We start from the raw sequence: 25240 nt of genomic DNA, 5'->3' as shown, positions 1-25240 counted from the left end.
TTACTCCGCTACGGCGAAGGTGCGGTTGACCACGGTTTCCGGATCGAGCTTGGCCGGATCGATGTCCTGCGCTTCAGAGACACGGCGCCAGGTTTCGGCGAGGCGGGCGGTTTCGAAGGCACCGAGGCCGTCCTTCTCCGTCACCTCGTTGAAGATCAACGGCAGCGTGTCCTTGAGGGAACCCTGGACATTTTCCGAGCCGAGTTCCGGTACGATGGCGGTGACAGCAGCGGCAGCCTTCTCCGGATTCGCCTTGGCGAACTCGACGGATTTCTTGTAGGCGGCGATAAAGCGGGCGGCGACCTGCGGACGCTTGGCGAGGAAATCGTCGCTGGCGATGAGAGATGCGGAATAAAGCTCGAGCCCGGCTGCCGACCATGGCAGGGCAACGATCTCCTTGCCAGCTTCCTTGCCCTGGTTGCTATAGCGCGTCAGGTCGGTCATCCAGGCGATGATGCCATCGGCGTTGCCGGTCATCAGCATCGGGCCGAGTGCGCCGGGATCGGCCTTGATAAGCTTGATATCCGCCATGTCGATGCCGGCATCCTTGAGCACCAGCGGCAGGTAGACATTCGAGGATGTGAAGGGCGACGTCGCGATCGTCTTGCCCTTGACGTCAGCGACACTTGCGATCGAACCGCCCTTGGCGACGTAGAAGGCATGCGGCCCCTTGTTAAACAGCGACATGACGGCGGTCACCTTCACGCCTTCATTGGCGCGGGCGGCCATCAGGGCGCCGATATCGGAAACACCGATGTCGGAGGACGCGGCGGCAAGGCGCGAGATGGCGTCGGTCGAGCCGCGACCGGAGGCGATCTCCACCTCAAGGCCGGCGTCCGAACAGAAACCTTCCTGGATGCAGACGTAGATCGGCGCCTTGTCGCCACCCGGCAGCCAATCGAGCTGAAAGATCACCTTGTCGGCGGCGGAGGTGGCGCCGGCAGAAAGGGTTGCGGCAAGTGCATAGAAGGCAAGCTTGGTGCGGGACATGGGTCGACCTTTCGCAACTAGTGTTCGGTTTTTAAGGACGGATAGTGATTGGCGACGCGCTCCGGATCGAAGCCATCCGCGACGAGCCTGGCAATTGCGCAATCGCGTTTTTCAGAACGCTTGCTGCTCAGGCATGCAAAGCAACGATGCGCGCGAAGGTGACCAGCTCCAGCGTCGATCTCTGCGGATTTCGGGGCGAGATCACTGGTTATTCCCTGCATTAGGACATCTCCTCGACAGATTTACCCGTCGAGCAATGTCCAGAACCGAGGCTCAGACCGCTTCTACTCGCAGGTCTTTTGTCTCATGAATTTCCGGCGTTCTGCAAGATTTTAAACGCTTCAATTCTCGTGCTGAAAAAACAGGCGAAATTCACAGCATTGAGGTTGAGGTGGGCAGGCACGTCATCTATTGGATTGAAATCAAAGCATAAATTCCTCTGCAGCCGAGCGGGGCGGCGGCTGAAGAAATAAGCGTTCTAATATTTAGAGCGCTTAGCTCGTAATTTTCTTGTCGCACCTTCAGCTTGCATCTGCGTTTTCCGGCGCATTTTTTCTTGTGAGCGACCCGCATCTGGACGGTTTCCAATGCCTCCTTCGTATGCAGGCGATCGCCCATTGCCTTGGGCCGTCAGCATGTCTGAAGTTGAACTCGAGCATATGCCGAAGCGCACGAGATCGCCCAGATGATCATGAATTGGCGTTTCAGCCGCAGTCGAGAAGGGAACTTTGGGGCCGTCACCTTTACGATTCAGCTGTTTCAACGGCTGAGGGACCCGCATATCTCTAGCGACGGCATCGTCAGTCCACGGACGCTATGCCTATTACGACACGGTGCCCGATCTCGCCGTGATGATCGAACTGCTGGAATTCGACAGCGACAAGGAGGTCCAGCCGAAACACGCCTGAGGATTACAGCACCTGTGCAATCCGTCTTGGGCTTACTTCCGTAGCGGTTGTGGCCTCTACGAAATCAAGCCCGATATCCAGCACCGGCGCACTGTGCGTCAACCAGCCGACCGAAATGAGGTCGACACCGGAAGCCGCGATGGCGGCGGCCGTTGCCGGCGTGACGCGGCCGGACGCTTCGGTGATGGCCCGGCCGGCGACGATGGCGACGGCCTCGCGCAGTTGATCCGGCGTCATATTGTCGAGCAGCACGGCGTCGACGCCGGTCTCCATCGCTTCATGCAACTGATCGAGGGTGTCTACTTCGACCTCGATCTTTACCATATGGCCGACGCCTGCCCGCGCCCGGCGGATCGCCTCAGTGACGCCGCCGGCGATGGCGACGTGATTATCCTTGATCAGCACCGCGTCATAAAGCGCGAAACGGTGGTTCATACCGCCGCCGGCCCGCACCGCATATTTCTCCAGCGCCCTCAGCCCCGGCGTCGTCTTGCGCGTGCAGGCAACGGAAGCCCTGGTGCCCCGAATGGCAGCGGCAACCTCAGCCGTCACAGTCGCTATGCCGGAGAGGTGGCCGAGGAAATTCAACGCGGTGCGCTCGCCGCTCAGCAGGCCACGCGAGGGCCCCTCGATGGTGGCGATCACATCGCCGGGCTTGACCGCATCGCCATCCTGAAGATGGCGGCGCATGACGATCTCGGGATCGACGAGGGTGAAGGCGAGTTCGGCGGCATCGAGACCGGCGATCACGCCCGGCTGACGGGCCGCCATCACCACCGTGGAACGGTGATCGCGAGGAATGACCGAGGCCGAGGTGATGTCACCGGCAAGACCCAGATCTTCGAGCAGGGCCGCCCGCACCAGCGGCTCGACGATCAGGCGCGGAAGGGGAACGAGGCTCATCTCAGGCACTCCTTGCAAGGGCATAGGGCGGCGTCGCGCGGGCGATCTCCAGAACATCGGAAAGGCACATCCGGCGCCGGTTGGCATTGGCGAGCTTCAGCGGAAAATCGGTGCGGGCATGGGCGCCGCGCGATTCCATCCGCAGGCTGGCAAAGACGGCGATCAGCAGCGCGATGATGGCCGGATCGGCGGCAGGGCCGTTGCCTTCGGCAAGCGGCAGCAGTGCGGCGATCGCGCCCTGAATGGCGCCGGCATTGCGCAGCACGCCGAGATGGCGCGAGACGATCGGCCGGACGAGCGATGCATCGGCAGCCGCCGGCAGTCTCTCGGCGAAGCTGGTGCTGATGGCACCTGCGGGCACGCCTGATATGTCGCGCGCCGCCCGCATGCCCATGACAGCCGCCTCCAGCAGCGAATTGCTGGCAAGCCGGTTTGCGCCGTGCAGGCCGGTCGAAGCCGCCTCTCCGGTGACCCAGAGACCTGGAACCGAGCTGCGGCCATTTGCATCCGTGGCCACACCGCCCATGTGATAGTGAACGGCCGGGCGCACAGGGATGAGGTCTTTCGCCGGATCGATGCCGGCCTCGCCGCAAAGGCTCGAGATGACAGGAAAGCGTGTGGCAAAGCGGCTGCCGAGAGCATCGCGGGCATCGAGAAAGACTCGTCCGCCGCGGGCGATTTCGGCGCTGATCGCGCGCGCCACCACGTCACGCGGTGCAAGCTCGGCGCCGGATATGCGGGCCATGAACCGTTCGCCGCGTTCGTTGACGAGCAAAGCCCCCTCCCCGCGCACCGCCTCGCTGATGAGCGCCAGCGGCCTGCGGCGTGAATCGAGCGCGGTCGGGTGGAACTGGACGAATTCCATATCGGCGAGCGCGGCACCCGCCCTTGCTGCGAGCGCGATCCCCTGGCCGAAGTTACCCATCGGATTGGTGGTCGCGTCGTAAAGCCCGCCGATGCCACCAGTGGCGAGCACCACCTTCGAGGTCGGCAGAATGGCGGCTTCATTCGCGGTCGCGCAAAGCAGGCCGGCGACTTGCTCGCCGTCCATCAGAATCCGCCGCGCCTCGAAACCTTCGAGCACTGATATGGCCGGCGTTTCCATCACCGCCTTGATCAGCGCGGCGATGATCGCCGCACCTGAGCCGTCGCCTTCGGCATGGACGATACGGCGGCGATTATGGGCCGCCTCCAGCCCGAGCGAGAGTTCGCCGGCGGCATTTCGGTCGAAACGGACGCTGGCATGCTCCAACGCGGCGATCGCCGCCGGGGCCTCGGCGATGATGCCGGCGGCAATGGCCGGATCGCAGAGCCCGTCGCCGGCCGCAAGCGTATCGGCAAGATGTAGCGCTGCGCTGTCGTCGGCGCCCATGCTGGCGGCGATGCCACCCTGCGCCCAGGCGCTCGATGTCTCCGCGCCAAGGGCCGCGCGGGTGACGATGATGGAGGGTTCAGGCGCCAGTGTCAGCGCGGTCATCAACCCCGCAATGCCGCTGCCGACGATCACCGTGCGTCCAGTGAGATGCTCGAGTATCTCGGTCATATCGCCAGCATCCTCTCGACGGCGCGGCGCGCGGCCACCGCAATTGCCGGATCGACCGTGACCTCGTGGCGATTTTCCTCGAGTGCTGCGCGGATATTGGCCAGTGTGATCCGCTTCATATGCGGGCAGAGATTGCAGGGGCGAATGAACTCGACATCAGGGTGATGCACGGCGACATTGTCGCTCATCGAGCATTCGGTCAGCAGCACGACGCGCGCCGGCTTCTGCCTGCCGACATAGTCCGACATCACGGCGGTGGAGCCGGCGAAATCGGCTTCGGCCACCACCTCGGGCGGGCATTCCGGATGGGCGAGTACTGTGACGCCCGGATGGTTTTCGCGCAGCTGGCGCACATCCTCGGCGGTGAAGAGTTCGTGCACCTCGCAATGGCCATGCCAGGCGATGATCTCGACATTAGTTTCGCGGGCGACGTTGCGCGCCAGATATTCGTCCGGGATCATCAGCACCTTCGGCACGCCGAGCGATTCTACTACCTGCTTGGCATTGCCCGAGGTGCAGCAGATGTCGGAGGCAGCCTTCACCGCGGCCGAGGTGTTGACATAGGTGACGATGGGCACGCCGGGATGGGCCTGGCGCAGCAGGGCGATATCCTCCGGCGTGATCGAATCCGCCAGCGAACAGCCGGCGCCCAGATCCGGGATCAGCACGGTTTTCTCGGGGTTTAGCAGCTTGGCGGTCTCGGCCATGAAATGCACGCCGGCAAGCACGATGACATCGGCGTCGACCTCGATCGCCTTGCGGGCAAGTGCCAGGCTGTCGCCGACAATATCGGCCACGCCGTGGAAGATCTCCGGTGTCTGATAGTTGTGCGCCAGAATGACGGCATTGCGGCGGCGCTTGAGCTCGAGGATCGCGTCGACGTCATTTTCGAATGTCATCCATTCGGCTTTGGGAATGACACGGCTGACGCGCTCGTAGAGCGAGGATGCGGAAACAGGATAATTCATGACCGGCTCCTAATTATGCTCTGTTTGAGCATATCATGCGCAAAGAGATATTCTCGTTGTGAGCATATGTCAATTGCGGGAGAGCGGTAATTTGGTTCCTGCCAGCGCCCGTTCTTCGAGAACGGTATGGCGAAAGCGGAAGAGCTTGGCCGGCCGGCCGCCGGTTTCGCTTTCGGTTCCGCCGGTTTCCTCGACGAGATCCTGCTGTTCGATGAGGCGGCGGAAATTCTGCTTGTGCAGCGTCAGCCCTGCCAAGGCTTCGATGGTGCGCTGCAGCCTCAGCAGCGTGAAGTTCTCCGGCATCAGCTCGAAGACGACGGGGCGGTATTTGATCTTGGCGCGCAGCCTGGCGATGCCGGTCGCGAGAATGCGGCGATGATCGGCAAACATTGCCCGGCCGAGATTGGCCTCCGCCCCGCATCCGGCTTCCGAGACGAGCCCCGCCTCGTAAAGTAGTTCGTAGCGCTGCAGGGCCAGATCCTCGTTCCAGCCGCCGCCATCAAGGCCGAAGGTGAAATCCGCCCGGCGATGGCGATGGTCGCGTCTTGCCGGATCGGCATCGGCCCAGCTCCCCAGACGCGCCATGATCTCGTCAAGCACGGCCGGCCGTCCCTGCCGATGGTCTTCCCAGGGGAAATATTCGTACCAGCCGTGCCATCCCGGCCGGCCGGCGCCCGACTGCTCGTTGACGAGGCCGAGATAGCTGATCGAGATCGTCCGCCCGCCTGGGATGTCGTTGTTCCGGTCGCGATCGGCGAAGGTATAGAGCTGTTCGAGATAGCCGACGGGATGTTCCGTCTGCTCCTGCACCCATTCGCGCAGGCCCGATTGCAGTGTGCGATGCCCCATCTCGAAAGGGCCAGACGGCAGCGCGTTGCCGGAGCGGATGGTCATCACGCGCGGTTCGTCCCCCGTCACCGCGACGAGCACCGCAATCAATTCCGCATGCGCAAAGCCGATCGTCACAGGGGACCGAATACTCCGTTCCGAATGAATCGAACGGATAATTCCTGACACAGGCCGGGACGGAAGCCAATGGAGAGGAAGCGCCTTTGCCGCGCTTCCCACATCATCGAGGCAACAGAGCGCGTTTGCCCTCAGCTGTTGCCCGTCTCGCTTTTCAGCCCCTGCAGGAAGATTTCCAGTTCCGCGTCGTCGATACCGACGAGATGGCGCTTTTCCGGATAGGCGCCGGTCCTGACATCCTCGGCAAATTCGGTGAAGGCGGCGATGCGCTCGCGCTGCAGCCGGTCGTGTTCGGCGGCAAAGTCGCGATAGACCTTGGCGTGGCGCGGAGTGTGGCCGCGATTGGCGCCAAGCACGTCGTCGGCGAAGAGATATTGGGCATCGCAGCCGCTGCCTGCCCCCATGGAGATCATCAGCATCGAGGTGTTGCTGCTGATGGCGGCAGCGACATCCCCTGGGACGACTTCGATTTCGGCGGCGAAGGCGCCGGCCTCTTCCAGGGCCTTGGTCTGCCGCCAGATTTCGGCCGCACTCGCCGCCGTCTTGCCGACGGCACGGAAGCCGCCCGTCCAGGTCGCTTTTGAAGGGATCAGCCCGAGATGGCCGCAGACGGGAATGCCTTCATCGCGCATGCGCCGGATCGTCTGCAGGCTTGCGGCGCAATAGACCGCATCGCCGCCTGCCTTCAGCGCCGCGAAGGCCGCACGCAGATAGTCCTCGGCTGAGACATGGTCGCCATATTCGAGCCCCGGAATGGCAAAGAGAGTGGGGGCGATTTCGCGAAAGACCGGCCCGAGCAGCGAGGGCGGCACCGAGGCGATGTCGATCCCCGCTTTTTCGGCGGCGTCCGCCTCCTCCAGCGAGGTGACGCGCAGCATGGTGAGCTGGCGCTTGCCTTTTTCCGCAAGCAGATCGGCGACGGTTGCGCGTTTATGTTTCTTCATCATCTATTCCTTTGAAAATATCGGAGAGCTCAGGCGGCCAGCAGGGATTTCAGCTTGATGTCGCTGGCTGCGAGTGCTGCCGGGTTCGGATGGGCCCGTGCTGAGATCAGCATTTCGGCGAGCCTGATGTCGCGCGCCACCGCATTGCCCGGTCCGATGCCGCTTGCGGCGATCAAACGTCCGTCGGCGTCGAGATGGAAAAGAATGAAGGCGCCTGCGCCGAGATCGCGGCGCTGATGCATGGCTGCCCCTTCGGCAAGGCCTGATATCTGCAACGTCATGTCGTATTGATCCGACCAGAACCACGGCACTGATGAAACGGCTTCGTTAAAGCCGAGCATGTTGGCCGCGGCCAAGGTGCCCTGCTCCTGGGCATTGCGCCAGGATTCCAGCCGCACCCGCCGGCCGCCATAGATCGGCAGCGGAAAGGAGCAGCAGTCGCCGGCCGCAAAGACATCAGCTGCTGAGGTCTGGAGATAAGTGTCGACGGCAATGCCATTGTCGATTGCGAGGCCTGCCCTTTCGGCGATCTCGACATTCGGCCGTGCGCCGATGCCGACGAGGACGAGATCGGCTTCGATCACCTCTCCGGTCGACAATCGGATCAGGGCTTTTCCGGTCTCCTCGGTCAGCGCCTCGATGGAGACGCCGCAGCGGATATCGACGCCCTCGGCGCGGTGGCGCTCGGTGATGAGATGGGCGATCTCTTCCGGCACGCCACGCTTCAGCACGCGTTCCAGCCCCTCGATGACGGTGACCTCGGCGCCAAGCAGCCGCGCCGTTGCCGCAAGTTCCAGTCCGATGAACCCGCCACCGATAATGGCGATATGCCGGCCCGGCTTCATTGCTTCGCGCAGCGCCGCGGCATCGTGATGCGTCCTCAGCGAGCGAATATGCCGGCTGCCCACCGGCGCACCGGGGAACGAACGCGCGGCCGCACCCGTCGCAAGCAGAAGCTTGTCGTAGGAGAGCGCCGTCCCGTCCGAAAGCGTGACGATCCTGGATGCGGGATCGAAATCCCTGGCCTCCAGGCCGGTCAGCAGCCGGATGCCGTTTTCGATATATTTTTCCGCCGCGGCGATGAATTTCGGATCGCTCGCATCGGCGGAGCCGGCCTTCGAAAGCGGCGGCCGCTCGTAAGGATGAAGGGGCTCGGCGCCAACCAGCGTTATCTCGCCGGCAAAGCCCTTTTCCCGCAAGGCGAAGGCGGCGCGCGCACCGCATTCGCCGGCGCCCAGGATGACGAAATGAGCCATGCCGGCCTCCGTCAGAGCGAGATGAAGACGGCACCGTCTTCGATCTTGACCGGATAGGTCTTGAGATTGACGCAGACCGGCGCACCCTTGGCTTCGCCCGTCTTGTAGTTGAAGCGGCCATTATGCTTTGGACATTCGATGATCTCATCCATGACAAGCCCGTCGGCGAGATGGATATGTTCATGCGTGCAGAGCCCGTCGGTTGCGAAGAATTCGTCGTCCGGGCTGCGATAGACTGCGAAGGTGCGCCCGTCGTGATCGAAGCGGATGACATCCTCTTCGTCGATCTCGTCCTTGTCGCAGACCTGGATCCAGTTTCCGCTCATCTTGTCCTCCCTCGATTGTCGTTATTGCGCGGCCGGGGCCATCTCGTTGTGGAATTCCTCGCGATAGGGCCGCGCGGTGGCCGGCAGGTCGCGCTTCAGGAAATAATCCTCGTTGCGCAGCTGGCGCAGGAAGGCCGGGATCATCTCGCGATAGCCGGACCAGATCGACAGGTTCGGCGCCGGCAGATCGTGCTTGATCATCGCGTGCAGCTTGGGCAGCGCGTGGTAAGGGACCATCGGGAACATGTGATGCTCGACGTGATAGTTCATGTTCCAGTAGATGAAGCGGCTGATCGGGTTCATGTAGACCGTGCGGCTGTTCAACCGATGATCGATGACATTGTCGGCAAGGCCGCCATGCTGCAGCAGTCCGGTCAGCACATGGTGCCAGGCGCCGTAGAGGCGCGGCAGGCCGATCAGCACCAGCGGCAGGATCGAACCCATGGCGATTGCGGTTGCGATCGTCACCAGATAGATCGCCAGCCAGATGCGGGCAATGCGGATCGCCTTCGGCTGCTCCATCTCGGGAATGAAGGTCTTTTCCGCCGCGCTGACGACGCCGAAGGCATTGCGCAGCATATCGACGATCGCATGCCAGGCGTCGAGGATGCCGAAGAAATTAAGCACCACCCGGAAGAGATCCGGCGGCCGCATCACGGCGATCTCGGGATCACGGCCGACGATCACCGTATCGGTATGATGGCGCGCATGGCTCCAGCGCCATGTCACCGGGTTGCGCATGATCATGAAGCAGGCGATCTGATAGACGACATCGTTCATCCAGCGCGTCTTGAAGGCGGTGCCGTGACCGCATTCGTGCCAGCGGCTGTCGGTGGCCGACCCGTAGAGCACGCCATAGGCGAGGAAGAAGGGCACGGCCACCCACGAGCCCCAGAAATAGATGCCGAGCCCGGCAAAGATTGCCATGGCGCCGAGCCAGATGATCGTGTCGCGGATCGCTGGCGCATCGGAGCGCTGCATCAGCGCCTTCATCTCCTTGCGGGGAATGTCGGTGTGATACCATTCGGCTGCCGCCAGCCCCGTCTCGACGGCAGTGCGGCCGCTTTCGCCGAGAAGGTCGTAGTCACGTTTCTTCGTCTGGGTCGCCATTATCCGCCTCCCGTTGCCCTTGCCTGGAGAATAGGTTGACTTTGGAAAGCGCTCAATGCAGGCTTGATATAATCTATCAAAAGCCATCATGAATGGCTTGCATTCATGATTGAATCCATCAGGAACGCCGATGCGCCGCCCCACCATCTCCGATCTCGCCCGCGCCTCCGGCGTCAGTGTCGCCACCGTCGACCGGGTTCTTAATGCGCGCCACCGGGTGCGCGAGGAAACAGCGCGACGGGTCTATGATGCGGCGCAGTCGATCGGCTATCACGCTGTCGGCCTGATCAAGCAGCGCGTCTTTGAGGATCTGCCGCAATACAGGCTCGCCTTCCTGCTGCAGAAGCCGATGCAGCCCTTCTATCAGAGCTTCGTGCGTGAGATCGAGACCGCAGCGCGCGCGTTGACGTCTGCGCGCATCCAGACGCAGATCGACTTTCCGTCAGCCGCGACACCGGCAGCGATCGTCGAAAAGATCAAGGCGCTCGGCGCTCGCAACCAGGCCGTTGCTCTCGTTGGCCCGGATTATCCGGCGGTGACGACGGCGGTCGAGGAGTTGAAGGAGCGCGGCATTCCGGTGTTCTCGCTGCTCTCCGACCTCGCAACGGGCGTGCGCGACGCCTATGTCGGCGTCAATAACCGCAAGGTCGGGCGCACCGCCGCCTGGACGATTGCGCGCACGGCCGGCAGGCCCGGCAAGGTCGCCTGTTTCGTCGGCAGCCACCGCTTTCACGGCCATGAGCTGCGGGAAATCGGCTTCCGCTCCTATTTTCGCGAGAATGCGCCTGATTTCGATGTCGTCGACACGCTGATCAATCTCGAGACCGCCGAGATCACCCACGAGGCGACGTTGACGCTGCTGCAGAAACATCCCGATCTCGTCGGCCTCTATGTCTGCGGCGGCGGCATGGAGGGGGCAATTTCGGCATTCCGCGAAGAAGGCGTCGGCGGCAAGATCGTCCTGGTGGTCAACGAGCTGACGCCCGACAGCAAAGCCGGCCTTGCCGACGATATCGTCGCTATGGCGATCGGAACCCCCCTGCCCGCTCTCTGTAAGGAGTTGATGGTCTTGATGACGGGTGCCATCGAAAACGGTGAAACGGCTGTTCCCGGACAGCTCTTCCTGCCTTTCGATATTCATATTTCGGAGAACATCTAAGCAATGATGGAATTCCATCATTCCGTTCGACATTCTCTCAGCAATGAAAGCGGACGCCGGCGATGACGGATGGATTGCGACGCGAATTCCGATAGAGATTCGCCGACCCATTCACGAGGACCGCTCCGCCCTGACGCGGAGATCAGGAGGAGATACCGATCATGACGTCGATCCGTTTTGCGCTCAATCATATGGCCGCGCAGTCGCTTACCATCGGCGATTTCTTCGCGCTGGCCCGATCGCTCGGCATCGATGCCGTCGAGATCCGCAACGACCTTCCCGGCAATGCCATTCTCGATGGCACCAAACCCGAGGTGATCAGGGAGGCCGCCGCCCGCCATGGCGTGACGATCATCTCGATCAACGCCCTGCAGCGCTTCAACGAGTGGAATGCGACCCGGGCCGCCGAAGCGCAGGAGCTGATCGATTATGCCGGCGCATCCGGCGCCAAGGCGCTCGTCCTCGTGCCGAAGAATGACGGCACCGGCTGCGCCGATGGCGAACGGCAGGCCAATCTGCGCCAGTCGCTGGCCGCGCTGAAGCCGATGCTCGAGGAAGCCGGCATTATCGGTCTCGTCGAGCCGCTCGGCTTCGAGATCTGCTCACTGCGCTCGAAGACCGAGGCGGCCGAAGCAATCAGGGAGCTCGGCGCGGAATCGACCTTCAGGCTTGTCCACGACACCTTCCACCATCACCTTGCCGGCGAAGCGGCGACCTTTCCTGAGCTGGCCGGCCTCGTCCACATTTCCGGGGTCAGCGATGCTTCCGTTTCCGTTGCCGATATGCGCGATTCCCATCGCGTGCTCGTGGACGGCGACGACCGGCTCGATAATGCCGGGCAGATCAGGGCGCTGCTGCAGGCGGGCTATCAGGGTCCGTTCTCCTTTGAACCCTTTGCCGCGGAAGTTCATGCGGTCAAGGACCCGGCCGGTGCGCTTCGTGCCAGCATGGATTACCTCAGCGCGCGGGTTTGAGACCTGGGCGAAACGTCGCCTGATGCCGCCATCGGCGGTGGGACTGGACGGGGACGATTGTCACGATTGGCCGCGCTGGCGCGGCCAATTGCCTGACGTTATTCCCTGCCTCTGAAGCGGCGTTGATAGGCCGGATCATAGAGTGAGCTCTCGCGAAAATCCGCGGCCGCGAGCGAAGGGCCGACGAAGATGATTGCCGTGCGTTCGATCGGTTCGGCTGCAACCTTTGCCTCGATATCGGCAAGCGTGCCGCGCAGGATGCGCTCGTCCGGCCAGGAGGCCTTGACGACGATCGCGACGGGGCAGTCGACGCCGTAAAGCGGTGTCAACTCTTCGACCACTTGCTTCAGCGCGTGGATGGCCAGATGGATCGACAGCGTGGCGCCCGTCGCGCCGAACTTCGCCAGTGTCTCGTCGTTCGGCATCGGTGACGCGCGGCCGGACACGCGGGTCAGCACCAGGCTTTGGGCCACGGCTGGGATCGTCAGTTCTCGGCCGAGCGCTGCGGCTGCGGCGGCAAAGGCCGGAACGCCTGGCGTCATCGTATAGTCGATGCCGTGTTTTTGAAGCCGGCGCACCTGCTCGGCGACCGCACTCCAGACGGAGAGATCGCCGGAATGCAGCCGGGCGACATCCTGGCCGGCCGCGGCGGCGCGAAGATATTCCGCCTCGATCTCATCGAGCGACATCGGCGCCGTATCGACGATGCGTGCGTCCGGCGGGCAATATTGCAGCAGTCCGGGCGAGACGATCGAGCCGGCATAAAGGCAGACCGGGCATCGGGCGATGAGATCGCGGCCACGCACCGTGATCAGATCCGCAGCACCTGGTCCCGCGCCGATGAAATGCACCGTCATCTCGTCATCCTTTCGTCCAGCGCCACTGCGTCACCGGCATCGCCGGCCGCCAGCCGCTCATGCCGCCGACAGGCTGGGCGCGCGATATTTCGATCCGCGTGAGGAAACCGCCGCGTTTGCCATGTTCGGCGAGCAGTACTGCTTCCATCTCCAGCGTCACGGCATTGGCAACGAGCCGCCCTCCCCGTTTCAGCACGGCAATCGCAGTATCGATAACACCCGGCTCGCTGCCGCCACCGCCGAGGAAGATCACATCCGGCTCCGGCAGGCCTTTCAGTGCATCGGGCGCCGTACCCTCAATGACGGCGAGATGCGGCACCCCGAAGGCGGCTGCGTTGCGGGCGACCCGTGCGGCCCGCTCCGGCGATTGTTCGAGGGCGATTGCCTTGAGGCTGGGATTGGCCAGCATCCATTCGATGCCGATCGAGCCCGAGCCCGCGCCGATATCCCAGAGCAGTTCGCCGTGACGCGGCGCGAGCGCCGAAAGCGTCATCGCCCGGATTTCACGTTTGGTGATCTGCCCATCATGCTCGAACAGCTCATCCTCGAGCCCGGCGGCAAAAGGCTGAACGCGCGCCCCCTCCCCTGCTGCGATATCGAGTGCGCAGACATTCAGGGGATCGATGTCCAGGAGGTCGAAATCCGTCGCCGCTACGCTTCTTTGCCGTTCCCGAGCGCCGCCAAGCGCCTCGAGCACGGTAAGCTGCGACTGACCGAAGCCAGCAGCAGTCAGCAGGGCTGCCAGTTCGCCGGGCCCCTTCTCGTCCGAAGTCAGCGCGAGGATGCGCCGCCCGGGGTGCAGATGCGGCCGGATCAGATCGATCGGCCGTCCATGCAGCGAGATCGTCGCGACCTCCTGCAGCGGCCAGCCAAGGCGGGATGCGGCAAGGCTGAAGGCCGAGGGCGCCGGGATGGTGCGCATCTCTGCCGCCGCCACATGGCGGGCAAGCGTTGCGCCGACGCCATAGAGAAACGGGTCGCCGGAGGCGAGCACGACAACAGGCGTGCCGCGCCTTTCGAGGATAGCCTCGACCGAGCGCTCGAACGGGCTCTGCCAGGAAAGCCTTTCGCCCGTGATCAGCGTCGCGGCAAGCGCGTGGTGCCGTGCGCCGCCGAAGACGGCAGGCGCGGTCGCAATCAGCCTCTTCGCCTCCTCGCCCAGCCCTTCTGGACCATCTTCGCCGATGCCGATAATAGTCAGCCAGCGCTGGCCGGACGCAGGAGAGACATCAGACATGGGAAGACCCCGCATCCTGATCCTTGGCGGCACCAGCGAGGCGCGGCTGCTGGCCGAGGCGCTCGCGGCGCGTGGTGATTGCGATGTTTTGTTGTCGCTTGCCGGCCGCACCGATAAACCGGCCGCGCAGCCTGTTCCGGTCCGGATCGGCGGTTTCGGCGGCGCCGCCGCACTTGCCGATTTCCTCAAGGCCGGCGGATATGATCTGTTGACCGACGCCACGCACCCCTTCGCCGAGCGCATTTCGGCCAATGCCGCGTTTGCGGCCGAGACCACCGGCATTGCTGCCATCGCTCTGCGCCGTCCCGAATGGCACCGCCGGCCGGGCGATCGCTGGCGGGAGGTGCAGAGCATTCCGGCTGCCATCGAAGCGCTCGGGCCCTCCCCCCGCCATGTCTTCCTGGCGACGGGCCGTCAGGGTGCCCATCATGCGGAAGCCGCCCCTCAGCATCACTACCTCGTCCGCAGCGTCGATCCCGTCGAACCGCCGCTTGCGCTTGATAATGTCGACTATGTCCTCGAGCGTGGTCCGTTCACGCTGGACGGTGAATGCGATCTGCTGAGGCAGCACCACATCGACGTCATCGTTGCCAAGAACAGCGGTGGTGCCGCCACCTATGCGAAGATCGAGGCAGCCCGCCTGCTTGGTATCGAGGTGATGATGGTCGCGCGCGCCCCGGCCCCGATCGTCAAGGCGGTCGACACTGTCGAGGCGGCGCTGGCGGTGATCGATCACCTGTTCCCCCCCGCCATGAAGCGCGGCGTATAGACGAGGTCCAGCCGGCCTGGCCGCGTGACGATGCGTGTCTCGGCCGAGCCGATGATGATGCAGGTCGCCATATCGGCAATCGACGCATCTGCCTGCGACAGCTGCTGGACGGCGATGCGTTCGTCCGGGCGCCCGGCAGCACGCCCGAAAATAACCGGTGTTGTGGCAGGCAGATGGTCGCGCAACAGCTTGAAGGCTTCGCCGAGCTGCCAGGGCCGCGCCCGGCTGATCGGATTATAGAGCGCGATGACGAAACCTGCCTTTGCCGCCAATACAAGGCGGGTTTCTATTATATTCCAAGGCTTTAGGTTGTCAGACAGCGATATGGCGCAGAAGTCGTGGCCAAGTGGTGCTCCGGCTCTTGCCGCCACCGCCAGCATCGCCGTGATGCCGGGCAGGATGATGAGATCGACTGCGCGCCACGCGGCCGGCCCGTTCTCGATCGCTTCGCAGACCGCGGCCGCCATGGCAAAGACGCCCGGGTCGCCGCCGGAGACGACGCAGACCTGGACGCCATCCGCTGCCATGGCGAGTGCTGCCCCTGCCCTGCCGAGCTCCTCGCGATTGTCCGAGGCATGCCGCAGCTGATCGTGGCGGAGCTGCAGTCTGTCGAGATAAGGTCCGTAGCCGAAGAAATCCGTCGCCGCATCGACGGCAGCCAGCGCTTCCGGCGTCATCTGCTCGGGGTTGCCGGGACCGGTGCCGATCACGAAAAGCCTGCCGCTCATCGGCTGCCCTCCCAGCCCGGCACCAGCACGAGCGAAAAATACGGTGCATCGCCGTCGGTCCTGTCGGCAAGCTTTTCCATCGCCGCATTCGCCATGGTGCCGCGCTCGACATAGACGGCTTCCGCAAGCCGGCCGGCGGCCGCCAGTGCCCGGCGGATCTTCGGCAGATTACGGCCGACCTTCATGATGACGGCGGCCTGCGTATCGGCAAGGCGGCGCGTCAGCTCGGCCTCGGCCATCGTACCGGGCAGTACGGAAAGCACGTCGTCGCCTTGAACGATCGGCATGCCCGCCAGCGACCAGCAGCCCGACATGGCGCTGATGCCCGGGATCACTTCCGTCGGGTAGCGTGTGGAAAGCCTGACATGCAGATGCATATAGGAGCCATAGAAGAGCGGATCGCCTTCGCTGAGAACGGCGACAGTCAGCCCGGCATCGAGATGCCCGGCAACAGCTTTGGCAGACAGATCGTAGAATTGGGTGATCAGCCTCTGATAGCGTTCGTCGTTCTTGTCGATTTCGGTCGTCACCGGATAATAGAGCGGCAGCAGCGTCACGCCGGATTTCAGCAGCGGCTCGACGATCGCCTTGCCGTTGCCGCCCCTGCCCTGCTTGGCGAAATAAGCGATCACATCCGCGCCTTCGATGGCGCGGACGGCCTTGAGGGTCAGGAGCTCCGGATCGCCGGGACCCGTGCCGACGCCGATGAGACGGCCGCTTGTCATCATAGGCCCTGCCTCGCCAATGCATTGATGGCGGCTGCGGTCATCGCGCTGCCGCCGAGCCGGCCGCGGACGATGGCAAAGGGGACGCCGTAGGAATTCTCCGCCAATGCATCCTTCGATTCCGCCGCGCCGACGAAGCCCACAGGCATGCCGAGGATCGCTGCGGGTTTCGGGGCGCCGTCGCGCAGGAGTTCGAGCAGATGGAAGAGCGCTGTCGGTGCATTGCCGATCGCGACAACGCTGCCGCCGAGCCGGTCGAGCCAGAGATGCATGGCGGCGGCAGAGCGCGTATTGCCGGTCTCGCGTGCAAGCTCGGGAGTTGCCGGATCGCGCAGCGTGCAGATCACCTCGTTCAGCGCCGGCAGCCGCGCCCGGGTCACACCGTGGGATACCATTTCCGCGTCGCAGAAGATCGGCGCGCCGCCTTTCAGTGCATCGCGCGCAGCGCTGACGAAATCGGCGGAGAACAGGAAATGCTCGGCCGCCTCGACCAGCCCGCAGGCGTGGATCATGCGCACGGCGATTTCGGCTTGATCGTCGGTGAAGCGCGAAAGATCGGCCTCGGCACGGATAATGGCAAAGGAACGCTCGTAGATCGCATCGCCGCTGCGGATATAATCGTAGTCTGGCATTCCTATTCCTGTCGCAGCGCCTTCGAAACGCCGGTTGCGCCAAGCCGTGTAAGGCAGGCGGCGGTCGATTCGCCAGCGTCTTTGTTGTCTTCGATGGACCGGGCGAGCCTCTCTATAGCGAAATCGATCCGACCGCCAGCGATCCGTTCGTCCGGCTGATCCGCAGCAAGCCCATTGAGGATGAGGCCATAACCTTCCGCCGAGCCCGTCAGGGTCAGTGCCGGCCGGGCATGAGCGCAGCCCTTGGCGCAGCCGGACAGATGCAGCGTCAGCGAACCGTCGAAGAGGGCAGGTGCCGCGGCAATGATACGGCGGGCCAAGGTCCGCGTCTCGTAGAAAGCCGAGCCGCAGGCACCGGCGCCGGCGCAGGCGGCGATATGCTCGTTATTCTCGTCAGGCTGGGTGCTGAAGCCATGTCCAGCGGCGGCGATCTGCATAGGCGGCACTGTGTCTGCTGGAAGCCCGATGAGGAAGAAACCGCGACCGGGTGCAAGCCGGATGGCGGTTGCGCCCAGGGCCTTTGCCAGGTCAAGCAAAGCGATCAGATCAGACGCTCTCATCTGCCCGAATTCCGGCCTGACGCCGAGTATGATTTTGCCGTCCTCAAGCCTGTGCGTGCCGGCAAGCGGTATCCCTGCTGCGCGGGACGGATTGAACGGAATGCCCTCCATCGCGGGAAAACGCGCCCGCAAAAGTGTAGGATCGATATCCCTTGTCCGTCTTCCCTGCCCGAGGGTCGCCAACAGGCTCAGAATTTCGCCGACGGCCGATATCGCAGCCTCTGCAGGACCGATCGCGACTGGCATTGCAGTTTCACCGTCGCCATTGATCGCGACAAGCCAATCTGTGGGGGATTGAGCAACGACACGAATATCGGCGGAAACTGCTGACAAGCTAAACGATCCGCCGCCATCGACGACAAGCGAGAGTTTCGGGGCGAGCCGCGCCGAGGCGAGCAGATCGGAGAGCGTGCTGCGTAAGGCCACTTCCATTGCGGCCGCATCGCTTATTTCTTCCGGGTCGATGCCGTGCAGCGGCGATGTCTCGATCACTGGTCCGTCCGGCACGGTGATCCCGGCGGCATCGATATCGGCAGCGAGCTGTCCGACGGTCTCGGCGCGCAGCCCGCGGATCTGCAGATTGCCGCGCGCGGTGATTTCCAGAATGCCGTTTCCATGGACCGCGGCCGAACGAGCAAGGCTTGCGAATTGTGATAGCGTCAACGCGCCACCGGCCGGCCGCAGCCGGACCAGCAAACCGTCGCCGGTCGGCATGGGCCCGGCAAGGGCGGGGCAGGCGCCGCGCCTGCGCATCTCCGCAGCCCGGCGATCGTGCAGATCCGCCTCGCCTGTCTTCTCGCTCGCCTTTGCGGCCTTGATGTTCATTCTCGATCCTCTGATCATTTCTTACATGATCGCGGCCGACCCGGCAAAACTGATGGAAAGGCTCAAACCGCTATTCCTCGAAATCCCGTCCCTTGCGCAGGAGATAGATGTCCATGATCCAGCCGTGCCGTTGCCTGGCCTCGGCCCTGAGCGTCAGAATGTCGGTGGCCATGTCGCCAAGTCGCCCTGCTCTGACGATCTCGTCCTTGGTGCCGAGATAGGCGCCCCAGAAGATCTCGGCATCGGGATCGTCGATCTTGGCAAAAGCCTGTTCGCCGTCAAGCATGACGACTGTGCTGTCGGTCAGAAGCCCGTCCCGCGCCAGCCTGCGCCCTGTGGTGATTTCGATCGGTTTGCCGACGAGGTTGACCGGGATTTTATGGCTGGCCGCCAGCGCTTGGATGCTGGTGATGCCGGGAATGACGCTGTAATCGAAATCCAGGCTGCTTTCCCGCCGCACGCGTTCGATGATGCGGATCGTGCTGTCGTAGAGACTGGGATCGCCCCAGACGAGAAAGGCGCCGCTGCCATCATCCGGGAGACCGGATATCAGCTCTCCATAGATGCGGGCGATCTCGCCGTGCCAGGTATCGACGCTCTGCACATAGGTCTTGTCTGCCGTCTGCCTTTGCGGCACCGCGAATTCTGAAATCCTGCCAGCCGGCCGCGTGATATAGCGGTCGCAGATATCCCTCCGGACCTCGGCGAGCTCTTCCTTGCCGGCGCCCTTGACCGGCAGGAAAACCACGTCGGCGGCGTTCATCGCATTGATCGCCTGTATGGTGAGATGCTCCGGGTTGCCCGTGCCGATGCCGATGATATGGATATGCTTCACGCGGATACTCCCCGTTGAGTCTTGGCGGTCTTGCCGAAAAAGCCTCGTCGTCGCAAGGGCAGAACGGGAGTTGGCCGCGGCCAACCGGGCCTGTGGGCGGCAGCTGAGCCCTATTGTTGCTGCAAATCCCGAATCGTGTCACTTTCGATACGCTTTTTGACGCTATGTTGAAAGAAAAGCGCATCGAAAAGGATTGGGTGTTTTGGACAACATTAGCGTATCGACGACAGATGTACGGATCGAGCGGCATGCGAACCAGCTTTCGCGGCAACTGAAGCTCCTCCGCGACAAGCTGTTTCCGCCGCTCTCGCAAAAGACGCTACGAACATTCTCCTCCGGCGAGGCGGCCCAGATGATCGGCGTCTCGGACGGCTACCTTCGCCAGCTTTCGCTGGATGGCAAGGGACCCCAGCCGGATCTTGCCCAGAATGGCCGGCGTTCCTACACGCTCGGCCAGATCAATGAATTGCGCCAGTATATGGCCAAGCTCAAGCCGAAGGATGCGCTTTCCTATCAGCCTTGGCGCCGCCCTGGCGAAAAGCTGCAGACGGTTGCCGTCACCAATTTCAAGGGCGGCTCGGCCAAGACCACGACGACGCTCTATCTGGCGCAGTATCTGGCGCTGGCGGGTTACCGGGTGCTTGCCATCGATCTCGATCCGCAGGCTTCGCTCTCTTCCATGCTGGGCGTTCAGCCCGAATTCGATCTTTCCGAAGGCGATACGCTCTATGGCGCAATTCGCTATGATGAGGGCCGCAAGCCGCTGAAGGAGATCGTCCGCAAGACCTATTTCGACGGGCTGGATCTGGTGCCGGGCAATCTCGAACTGATGGAGTTCGAGCATGAGACGCCACGGGCACTGAACGACCGGCAGCGGCCCGCCGAGCTGTTCTTCCGCCGCGTTGGCGTTGCCATTGCCGAGGTCGAGGCCGACTACGACATCGTGGTGATCGACTGCCCGCCGCAGCTCGGTTACCTCACGCTTGGCGCCGTTTGTGCCGCCACATCGCTGCTCATCACCATCCATCCGCAGATGGTCGATGTCGCCTCCATGTCGCAGTTCCTGCTGATGACTTCGGATCTGCTTTCCGTCGTGCGCAAGGCCGGCGGCGACCTGCAGCACGATTTCATCAAATATGTCGTCACGCGTCACGAACCTTTCGATGCGCCGCAGTCGCAGATCGTCGCGCTGTTGCGCAGCCTCTTCAGTGACGACGTGTTGACGGCGACCATTCTCAAGTCGACGGCGATCGCCGATGTCGGCCTGACCAAGCAGACGCTCTACGAGATCGAGAAGGGGCAGGTGCGCCGCTCGACCTATGACCGGGCGCTGGAATCGGTCAATGCCGCCAACAGCGAGGTTCTCGCCGGTATTCACAAAGCCTGGGGTCGAGCATGAGCAGACGCGATCGCCTGAAAGGTCTTTTCGACGATACGGCGCAGGAGTTGGCCGCGGCCAACTACGAGGAACCATCTTCGCGCGGATCGGCCGGGCCGGTTCGGACGATGGCGCTGACCCTTGGCCGCATGGAGGAAGAGAGCAGGGCGATGCAGGAGGCTTTGCTCTCCGGTGAACGCATCGTCGAGCTCGATCCTGATCTGATCGATTCCTCCTTCGTCCGCGACCGCCTTGTCGACCAGCCGCTCGATATTGAGGACGAGTTGGTGCAGTCGATTGCCGAGAACGGCCAGGAAGTGCCGATCCTCGTTCGCCGCCATCCCAATGATGAGGATCGCTACCAGATCGCCTACGGCCATCGCCGTCTGCAGGCCGTCAAGCTGCTCGGTCTCAAGGTGCAGGCGATCGTCCGTAAGCTCGACGATACCGATGTCGTCATCGCGCAGGGCATCGAGAATTCGGCGCGTCGGAACCTTTCCTACATCGAGCGCGCGGTCTTTGCCCTCAATCTCGAGCTCAAGGGTTTTGAGCGCCCGGTGATCATGAAAGCGCTGTCGACGGACAAGACGGAGCTATCGAAGCTGATATCCGTTGCAAAAGCTATTCCCGCCGAGATCGTCAGGTCGGTCGGCGCCGCACCCGGCATCGGGCGACGCCGGTGGATGGCGCTGGCCCAGGATTGGAATGGGATGACGGCCGCCCGGCTTGCGAAGCTCATTGCCTCGGGAGGTTTCATGGCGGAAGAGAGCGACCGCCGTTTCGAGCTTTTGGTTGCCGAGCTCGCCAAGAAAGAGGCGAAGCCCGAAACCACGGAATTTGACTGGAAGCCGAAGAGCGGCGGCAAGATTGCCGGCCGAATCAAGAGCGCCGGCAATTCCTTCACGATCGCGTTGAAGACCGGCGATGCGCCGGATTTCGGCGCTTACATTTCACGCCGTCTCGATGAGCTTTATGAAGCCTATCGAGCCGGCAAGTTGCAAGCAGGAGAATAGGCCGCAAAAGAAAAAAGCCTCCGAACGTTGCCGCCGCGGAAGCCTTTCTCATATCTGGACAATCTGAGAATCGCACTTCCTCGAATCACTGTCAAGCGTCTTCGGCATCCTTTTGGGTGGTAGGTTTCTTTTGCCTTGAAAAAAGGTGAGGGACATGGAGCCTCAATATGTATCGACGCCCTTTGGGCGGCGATCGATGACGCTTGGCATGCTGGCAAGCCAGGAAAGCGCCAGCAAGGTCGATCCGGACGCATCGGTCGACAAGTGGAAGATCTTTCGTGCGCTGTGCGAAGCAAAGGACATGATCGGCGTATCCGACCGTGCCCTGGCAGTTCTCAACGCGCTGTTGACCTTCTACCCGAAGAACGAGATTGCCGAGGCCAACGGTTTCGTCGTCTTCCCATCGAATGAGCAGCTGTCGCTGCGCACGCATGGCATGGCCGGCACGACGCTGCGGCGAAACCTGGCGATGCTGGTGGAAGCCGGCCTGATCATCCGGCGGGATAGTCCGAACGGGAAACGTTTTGCCCGCCGCAATGGCGAGGGCGGGCTTGGTGAGGCTTTTGGCTTCAGCCTGGCGCCGCTCCTGGTGCGCGCTCGCGAGATCGAGGCGCAGGCGGCTCAGGTAATGGCCGCCAAACTCGAATGGAAGCGCCTGAGAGAGCGCCTGACACTTTGCCGGCGTGACATCACCAAGCTCATCGAGATCGCGCTGGAGGAGGAAATTGCCGGCGAATGGATCGAGATGCAGAAGCATTTCAATCTGCTTTCCGCGAGCCTGCCGCGCCGCCCGTCGACCGCCGAGATGGAAAGCCTGCTGGCGGATCTCGAAGCTTTCCGGGAATTGATCGTCAAGACGCTGGAATCGAAGTCGAAAACAGAAAAAACAGACGCCAATGATAACCAAAACGGTCGGCACATACATAATTCAAACCCACACCTAACATCTGAACTTGAACCAGGCTTCGAAACGAAGCAGGGCGCAAAGCCGGAGGAAGAACCGCAGCGGTGGCGGGAGCCGCCGAAATCCTTCCCCCTTGCCATGGTTCTGCAGTCCTGCCCGGAGATCGTCGCTTATAGCCCGGGCGGCGGCATTGGCAGCTGGCGGGATCTGATGGCCGCGGCCGTCATCGTCCGTTCCACGCTTGGCGTCAGCCCGAGCGCCTATCAGCTGGCCTGCGATGTCATGGGGCCGGAAAACGCCGCCACGGTGATCGCCTGCATTCTGGAAAGGGGCGGACATATCAACTCTGCCGGCGGCTACCTGCGTGACCTGACGCGGCGGGCCGAGCGTGGCGAATTCTCGCTCGGCCCGATGCTGATGGCGCTGATGCGGGCAAATGGTCCGACGACGAGGAAAACCGGATGAACGGCTATGAAAAAGCTTCGCGCCAGCTGCGACGGTTAGAAGCATATGCGGCCGGTCGATCAGGCCTCTTGACGGCTTCCTTTCCCGCAGTTTTGTTGAAAAACACTGTTAACCATGTCATACATGGCGGAAGGAAACATTCGTTTTGCTTCCATTTGTGAAAAACTGTAAAGCTTAACAATGCGCTACGATATTGACGGTGCGATGCTTCAAACCTTACTTCCAGCCATTGCCGCGGCGGAGGATGCGGTGGCGCGGCTGGACGAACGTGTGTTGCGCTCGCCGGTCGGCGAGGGATTTGCCGAACGCAGCCATTTCTTCGACGCCGCCGGCGCGCTCTGGGTGGCCGGCGAACTCGTGCATGTCGAGGACCTCGTTTTGCATGATGCGCATATGGATAGCCGCGCTCCCACCCACGAACTGACGATCGCCCATTCCGTGCTGCGGGCACGTCGGCGCATCTGGACCGGCGAACCCTCCTGGGCACTCGGTGTCACGGGTCTTGCGACGCTGACTGCGACCGGCGGGGAAGGGGAGGGGAAAGTGCCGGACGCGAAGAGCCCCGCAGTTCCGGTCGAGACCGACGAGGAGGGCGAGCATGAAGACGGGCCGCTCGTTGCGGAGATGGCCGAGATCGATGCGCTTCTTGCCCGCTCGCAGAAGCTGCTCGATATCCACACAGGGAAAACGCCGGCAAGCGAGACGACCGCCATTGTCCCGGCAAGGCGCAACGAAGATCCCCTCGGCTTGCTCGGTGACGACGAGTGGGACGAGGAACAGCGGCTTGCGGAGTGGCGGAGCGTCCAGCCATTGGCCGACAGCTTGCCGCCGGTTCTCGGCGCCGTCATCCTCTTCGAAGCCTGGGAAAGGATCGAGCCATTGCGGCGTCAGCACTGGCTCGGCGGACTTCTGGTCGCAAGCCATCTACGCGCCCGCGGCAAGGTCGCCTCGCATCTCTTTTCTTTTTACGGCGGGCTGAAGCTGGTGCGCCATGAGCGCCGTCGGGCGCGCGATCGCGCCACGCGGCTGCAAGCCTTTCTGGAGGCGGTGCATCTGGGTGCTGTGGCCGGCCTCAAGGAAATCGATCGTTTGTCCTTGGCACGCACGCAGATGGAGCTGCGCTTTCGCGGCCGCCGTTCAAACAGCAGCCTGCCGGAACTTGCCGATTTCATTCTGTCGCGGCCAATGGTCTCGGCGGCGATGATCGCCCGTCATCTGCGCATCACACCGCGCGGAGCGCTGAACCTCGTCAATGAGATCGGCATTCGTGAAATCACCGGCCGAGGCCGCTATCGCGCCTGGGGCATCATCTAATGCATGTTGCCCAAAAGTGTGCAGCGGTTTTGGGACAACGACAGGCATAAAACAAAGGCTTAAAGCGCGTCGCATGATTCCGATTTGACGCGATGCGCTTTAAAAACGAAAACGGCCGGGCGTTGACCCGGCCGTCTCGTTTAGTTGAATACCCGATCTGCAATCCTGTCACAGATTGCAGACCGGGCGCTCTGCGCTTCCTTTGCCCCCAGAAGCGCGGTGCTATTCCCGCTCGCCCGTGAAGTTGAGCAGAAGCTGGAAGATGTTGACGAAGTTCAGGTAGAGCGAGAGCGCACCGAAGACGGCAAGCTTCTGGTTCGATTCCTGATCAAAGTTTTCCGAATACTGTTCCTTGATGTTCTGCGTGTCGTAAGCGGTCAGACCGACGAAGACGACGATGCCGATCACTGAGATCGCAAACTGCAGCGCGCTCGAGCCCAGGAAGATATTGACGACCGAGGCGATGATGACGCCGAAGAGGCCCATCATCAGGAACGAGCCCATGCGCGAGAGATCACGCTTCGTCGCATAGCCGTAGAGGCTGGTGGCGCCGAACATCGTCGCGGTGATGAAGAAGGTCCGCGCGATGCTCATCCCGGTGAAGACCAGGAAGACGGAAGCGAGCGACAGGCCCATCACGGCGCAGAAGGCCCAGAAGGTGATCTGAGCGGTGCTGGCCGACATCGTCTGGATCTTGAACGAGAAGAAGAAGACGAAGGCGAGCGGGGCAAGCATCACCACCCACTTCAGCGGCGAGCCGAAGATCGGGACGTAGAGTGCTGGAGTCGAGCCGACGACAAAGGCGACGAGGCCCGTTATGACGAGGCCGAGAGCCATATAGTTGTAGACGCGCAGCATATGCTGGCGCAGGCCTTCGTCGAAGAGGGCCTGGGGGCCGGCGACGGCGCCGTAGCGGGGATTGATCGGGTTCATGCTGATCTCCTCGGTTTG

The 25240-nt window shown here is 62.7% G+C and carries 25 protein-coding genes; 7 read left to right on the top strand and 18 right to left on the bottom strand.

What is annotated here, in order from left to right; genetic code table 11:
* The 10 genes from C3Y91_RS04180 to C3Y91_RS04135 all read right to left on the bottom strand — a co-directional run bounded on the left by C3Y91_RS04180 (window position 1) and on the right by C3Y91_RS04135 (window position 9914).
* Window positions 1-990: an ABC transporter substrate-binding protein gene (locus C3Y91_RS04180; protein ID WP_168575060.1), complete on the bottom strand. Its 990-nt coding sequence runs from the start codon at window positions 988-990 to the stop codon at window positions 1-3.
* Window positions 991-1007: 17 nt separating this feature from the next.
* Window positions 1008-1211 carry a hypothetical protein gene (locus C3Y91_RS04175; protein ID WP_155249527.1) on the bottom strand — a complete coding sequence of 68 codons (204 nt, stop codon included), beginning with the start codon at window positions 1209-1211 and terminating at the stop codon, window positions 1008-1010.
* A gap of 690 nt (window positions 1212-1901) precedes the next feature.
* On the bottom strand, window positions 1902-2825 hold the full coding sequence (gene nadC / locus C3Y91_RS04170) for a carboxylating nicotinate-nucleotide diphosphorylase (protein WP_130693219.1): 924 nt from the start codon (window positions 2823-2825) through the stop codon (window positions 1902-1904).
* Entirely contained in the window at window positions 2803-4344 is a 1542-nt protein-coding gene (locus tag C3Y91_RS04165; protein WP_168575059.1) for an L-aspartate oxidase, read from the bottom strand. The genes nadC and C3Y91_RS04165 overlap by 23 nt, the downstream gene beginning before the upstream one ends.
* Entirely contained in the window at window positions 4341-5312 is a 972-nt protein-coding gene (gene nadA, locus C3Y91_RS04160) for a quinolinate synthase NadA (protein WP_024321728.1), read from the bottom strand. Before nadA ends, C3Y91_RS04165 begins: the two co-directional genes overlap by 4 nt.
* 69 nt (window positions 5313-5381) lie before the next feature.
* Window positions 5382-6380 (bottom strand): NUDIX hydrolase, encoded by a 999-nt coding sequence (locus C3Y91_RS04155; protein ID WP_024321727.1) that lies wholly within the window; start codon window positions 6378-6380, stop codon window positions 5382-5384.
* 29 nt (window positions 6381-6409) lie between these two features.
* Window positions 6410-7225 carry a 3-methyl-2-oxobutanoate hydroxymethyltransferase gene (locus C3Y91_RS04150; RefSeq protein ID WP_174826933.1) on the bottom strand — a complete coding sequence of 272 codons (816 nt, stop codon included), beginning with the start codon at window positions 7223-7225 and terminating at the stop codon, window positions 6410-6412.
* A 26-nt stretch (window positions 7226-7251) separates the two neighbouring features.
* Window positions 7252-8478 carry an NAD(P)/FAD-dependent oxidoreductase gene (locus C3Y91_RS04145; RefSeq protein WP_168575057.1) on the bottom strand — a complete coding sequence of 409 codons (1227 nt, stop codon included), beginning with the start codon at window positions 8476-8478 and terminating at the stop codon, window positions 7252-7254.
* Window positions 8479-8489: 11 nt separating this feature from the next.
* Window positions 8490-8804 (bottom strand): MocE family 2Fe-2S type ferredoxin, encoded by a 315-nt coding sequence (locus tag C3Y91_RS04140; RefSeq protein WP_003548266.1) that lies wholly within the window; start codon window positions 8802-8804, stop codon window positions 8490-8492.
* A gap of 21 nt (window positions 8805-8825) precedes the next feature.
* The gene (locus C3Y91_RS04135; protein WP_168575056.1) at window positions 8826-9914 is read right to left on the bottom strand and encodes a fatty acid desaturase family protein; all 1089 of its coding nucleotides are present in this window, start codon (window positions 9912-9914) and stop codon (window positions 8826-8828) included.
* A gap of 130 nt (window positions 9915-10044) precedes the next feature.
* Between C3Y91_RS04135 and C3Y91_RS04130 the strand changes: the two genes are divergently transcribed.
* Entirely contained in the window at window positions 10045-11073 is a 1029-nt protein-coding gene (locus C3Y91_RS04130; protein ID WP_130798583.1) for a LacI family DNA-binding transcriptional regulator, read from the top strand.
* A gap of 161 nt (window positions 11074-11234) precedes the next feature.
* The gene (locus C3Y91_RS04125; protein WP_168575055.1) at window positions 11235-12047 is read left to right on the top strand and encodes a TIM barrel protein; all 813 of its coding nucleotides are present in this window, start codon (window positions 11235-11237) and stop codon (window positions 12045-12047) included.
* Between the two features lie 98 nt (window positions 12048-12145).
* On the opposite strand, the gene cobM is transcribed toward C3Y91_RS04125, so the two are convergent.
* Together cobM and cbiE are read right to left on the bottom strand one after the other, a co-directional pair.
* Window positions 12146-12904, bottom strand: a complete 759-nt coding sequence (gene cobM / locus C3Y91_RS04120; protein ID WP_130698971.1) for a precorrin-4 C(11)-methyltransferase — start codon at window positions 12902-12904, stop codon at window positions 12146-12148.
* A 4-nt stretch (window positions 12905-12908) separates the two neighbouring features.
* Complete coding sequence (gene cbiE, locus C3Y91_RS04115; protein WP_168575054.1) at window positions 12909-14141, bottom strand: precorrin-6y C5,15-methyltransferase (decarboxylating) subunit CbiE; 1233 nt, start codon at window positions 14139-14141, stop codon at window positions 12909-12911.
* Here cbiE and C3Y91_RS04110 point away from each other — a divergent pair.
* Window positions 14140-14910: a cobalt-precorrin-6A reductase gene (locus C3Y91_RS04110; protein ID WP_168575053.1), complete on the top strand. Its 771-nt coding sequence runs from the start codon at window positions 14140-14142 to the stop codon at window positions 14908-14910. The two genes, cbiE and C3Y91_RS04110, sit on opposite strands and share 2 nt — an antisense overlap.
* Here the strand turns inward: C3Y91_RS04110 and C3Y91_RS04105 are convergent.
* The 5 genes from C3Y91_RS04105 to cobF form a co-directional block, all read right to left on the bottom strand.
* Complete coding sequence (locus C3Y91_RS04105) at window positions 14874-15638, bottom strand: precorrin-3B C(17)-methyltransferase (RefSeq protein ID WP_130698974.1); 765 nt, start codon at window positions 15636-15638, stop codon at window positions 14874-14876. The genes C3Y91_RS04110 and C3Y91_RS04105 overlap by 37 nt on opposite strands.
* Entirely contained in the window at window positions 15635-16366 is a 732-nt protein-coding gene (locus tag C3Y91_RS04100) for a precorrin-2 C(20)-methyltransferase (protein ID WP_164034259.1), read from the bottom strand. The genes C3Y91_RS04105 and C3Y91_RS04100 overlap by 4 nt, the downstream gene beginning before the upstream one ends.
* A complete protein-coding gene (locus C3Y91_RS04095) occupies window positions 16363-16995 on the bottom strand; it encodes a precorrin-8X methylmutase (protein WP_168575052.1) in 633 nt (210 codons plus the stop codon). Before C3Y91_RS04095 ends, C3Y91_RS04100 begins: the two co-directional genes overlap by 4 nt.
* Window positions 16996-16997: 2 nt before the next feature.
* Window positions 16998-18380: a precorrin-3B synthase gene (cobG, locus tag C3Y91_RS04090; RefSeq protein ID WP_168575051.1), complete on the bottom strand. Its 1383-nt coding sequence runs from the start codon at window positions 18378-18380 to the stop codon at window positions 16998-17000.
* A gap of 70 nt (window positions 18381-18450) precedes the next feature.
* On the bottom strand, window positions 18451-19215 hold the full coding sequence (cobF, locus tag C3Y91_RS04085) for a precorrin-6A synthase (deacetylating) (RefSeq protein WP_164586214.1): 765 nt from the start codon (window positions 19213-19215) through the stop codon (window positions 18451-18453).
* A gap of 202 nt (window positions 19216-19417) precedes the next feature.
* Here cobF and repA point away from each other — a divergent pair, with 202 nt between their 5' ends.
* The 4 genes from repA to C3Y91_RS04065 all read left to right on the top strand — a co-directional run bounded on the left by repA (window position 19418) and on the right by C3Y91_RS04065 (window position 24289).
* A complete protein-coding gene (gene repA / locus C3Y91_RS04080) occupies window positions 19418-20614 on the top strand; it encodes a plasmid partitioning protein RepA (protein ID WP_024321713.1) in 1197 nt (398 codons plus the stop codon).
* The gene (gene repB / locus C3Y91_RS04075; RefSeq protein ID WP_018071585.1) at window positions 20611-21606 is read left to right on the top strand and encodes a plasmid partitioning protein RepB; all 996 of its coding nucleotides are present in this window, start codon (window positions 20611-20613) and stop codon (window positions 21604-21606) included. The genes repA and repB overlap by 4 nt, the downstream gene beginning before the upstream one ends.
* 154 nt (window positions 21607-21760) lie before the next feature.
* Window positions 21761-22975 carry a plasmid replication protein RepC gene (gene repC / locus C3Y91_RS04070; protein WP_168575050.1) on the top strand — a complete coding sequence of 405 codons (1215 nt, stop codon included), beginning with the start codon at window positions 21761-21763 and terminating at the stop codon, window positions 22973-22975.
* Window positions 22976-23155: 180 nt separating this feature from the next.
* On the top strand, window positions 23156-24289 hold the full coding sequence (locus tag C3Y91_RS04065) for an RHE_PE00001 family protein (protein WP_168575049.1): 1134 nt from the start codon (window positions 23156-23158) through the stop codon (window positions 24287-24289).
* Between the two features lie 222 nt (window positions 24290-24511).
* On the opposite strand, the gene C3Y91_RS04060 is transcribed toward C3Y91_RS04065, so the two are convergent.
* Window positions 24512-25222, bottom strand: a complete 711-nt coding sequence (locus tag C3Y91_RS04060) for a Bax inhibitor-1/YccA family protein (protein ID WP_018071582.1) — start codon at window positions 25220-25222, stop codon at window positions 24512-24514.
* Between the last annotated feature and the right edge of the window lie 18 nt (window positions 25223-25240).

It is taken from the genome of Rhizobium ruizarguesonis, from assembly GCF_012349115.1.
Taxonomy (GTDB): Bacteria; Pseudomonadota; Alphaproteobacteria; order Rhizobiales; family Rhizobiaceae; genus Rhizobium; species Rhizobium ruizarguesonis.
This window is presented reverse-complemented; position numbering and strand designations above follow the sequence as displayed.

Coding starts and splice junctions, on each gene's coding strand:
- C3Y91_RS04180 (WP_168575060.1), bottom strand. CDS start 990: ATGTCCCGCACCAAGCTTGCCTTCTATGCACTTGCCGCAACCCTTTCT.
- C3Y91_RS04175 (WP_155249527.1), bottom strand. CDS start 1,211: ATGCAGGGAATAACCAGTGATCTCGCCCCGAAATCCGCAGAGATCGAC.
- nadC (WP_130693219.1), bottom strand. CDS start 2,825: ATGCCCTTGCAAGGAGTGCCTGAGATGAGCCTCGTTCCCCTTCCGCGC.
- C3Y91_RS04165 (WP_168575059.1), bottom strand. CDS start 4,344: ATGACCGAGATACTCGAGCATCTCACTGGACGCACGGTGATCGTCGGC.
- nadA (WP_024321728.1), bottom strand. CDS start 5,312: ATGAATTATCCTGTTTCCGCATCCTCGCTCTACGAGCGCGTCAGCCGT.
- C3Y91_RS04150 (WP_174826933.1), bottom strand. CDS start 7,225: ATGATGAAGAAACATAAACGCGCAACCGTCGCCGATCTGCTTGCGGAA.
- C3Y91_RS04145 (WP_168575057.1), bottom strand. CDS start 8,478: ATGGCTCATTTCGTCATCCTGGGCGCCGGCGAATGCGGTGCGCGCGCC.
- C3Y91_RS04140 (WP_003548266.1), bottom strand. CDS start 8,804: ATGAGCGGAAACTGGATCCAGGTCTGCGACAAGGACGAGATCGACGAA.
- C3Y91_RS04135 (WP_168575056.1), bottom strand. CDS start 9,914: ATGGCGACCCAGACGAAGAAACGTGACTACGACCTTCTCGGCGAAAGC.
- C3Y91_RS04130 (WP_130798583.1), top strand. CDS start 10,045: ATGCGCCGCCCCACCATCTCCGATCTCGCCCGCGCCTCCGGCGTCAGT.
- C3Y91_RS04125 (WP_168575055.1), top strand. CDS start 11,235: ATGACGTCGATCCGTTTTGCGCTCAATCATATGGCCGCGCAGTCGCTT.
- cobM (WP_130698971.1), bottom strand. CDS start 12,904: ATGACGGTGCATTTCATCGGCGCGGGACCAGGTGCTGCGGATCTGATC.
- C3Y91_RS04110 (WP_168575053.1), top strand. CDS start 14,140: ATGGGAAGACCCCGCATCCTGATCCTTGGCGGCACCAGCGAGGCGCGG.
- cbiE (WP_168575054.1), bottom strand. CDS start 14,141: ATGTCTGATGTCTCTCCTGCGTCCGGCCAGCGCTGGCTGACTATTATC.
- C3Y91_RS04105 (WP_130698974.1), bottom strand. CDS start 15,638: ATGAGCGGCAGGCTTTTCGTGATCGGCACCGGTCCCGGCAACCCCGAG.
- C3Y91_RS04100 (WP_164034259.1), bottom strand. CDS start 16,366: ATGATGACAAGCGGCCGTCTCATCGGCGTCGGCACGGGTCCCGGCGAT.
- C3Y91_RS04095 (WP_168575052.1), bottom strand. CDS start 16,995: ATGCCAGACTACGATTATATCCGCAGCGGCGATGCGATCTACGAGCGT.
- cobG (WP_168575051.1), bottom strand. CDS start 18,380: ATGAACATCAAGGCCGCAAAGGCGAGCGAGAAGACAGGCGAGGCGGAT.
- repB (WP_018071585.1), top strand. CDS start 20,611: ATGAGCAGACGCGATCGCCTGAAAGGTCTTTTCGACGATACGGCGCAG.
- repC (WP_168575050.1), top strand. CDS start 21,761: ATGGAGCCTCAATATGTATCGACGCCCTTTGGGCGGCGATCGATGACG.
- C3Y91_RS04065 (WP_168575049.1), top strand. CDS start 23,156: ATGCGCTACGATATTGACGGTGCGATGCTTCAAACCTTACTTCCAGCC.
- C3Y91_RS04060 (WP_018071582.1), bottom strand. CDS start 25,222: ATGAACCCGATCAATCCCCGCTACGGCGCCGTCGCCGGCCCCCAGGCC.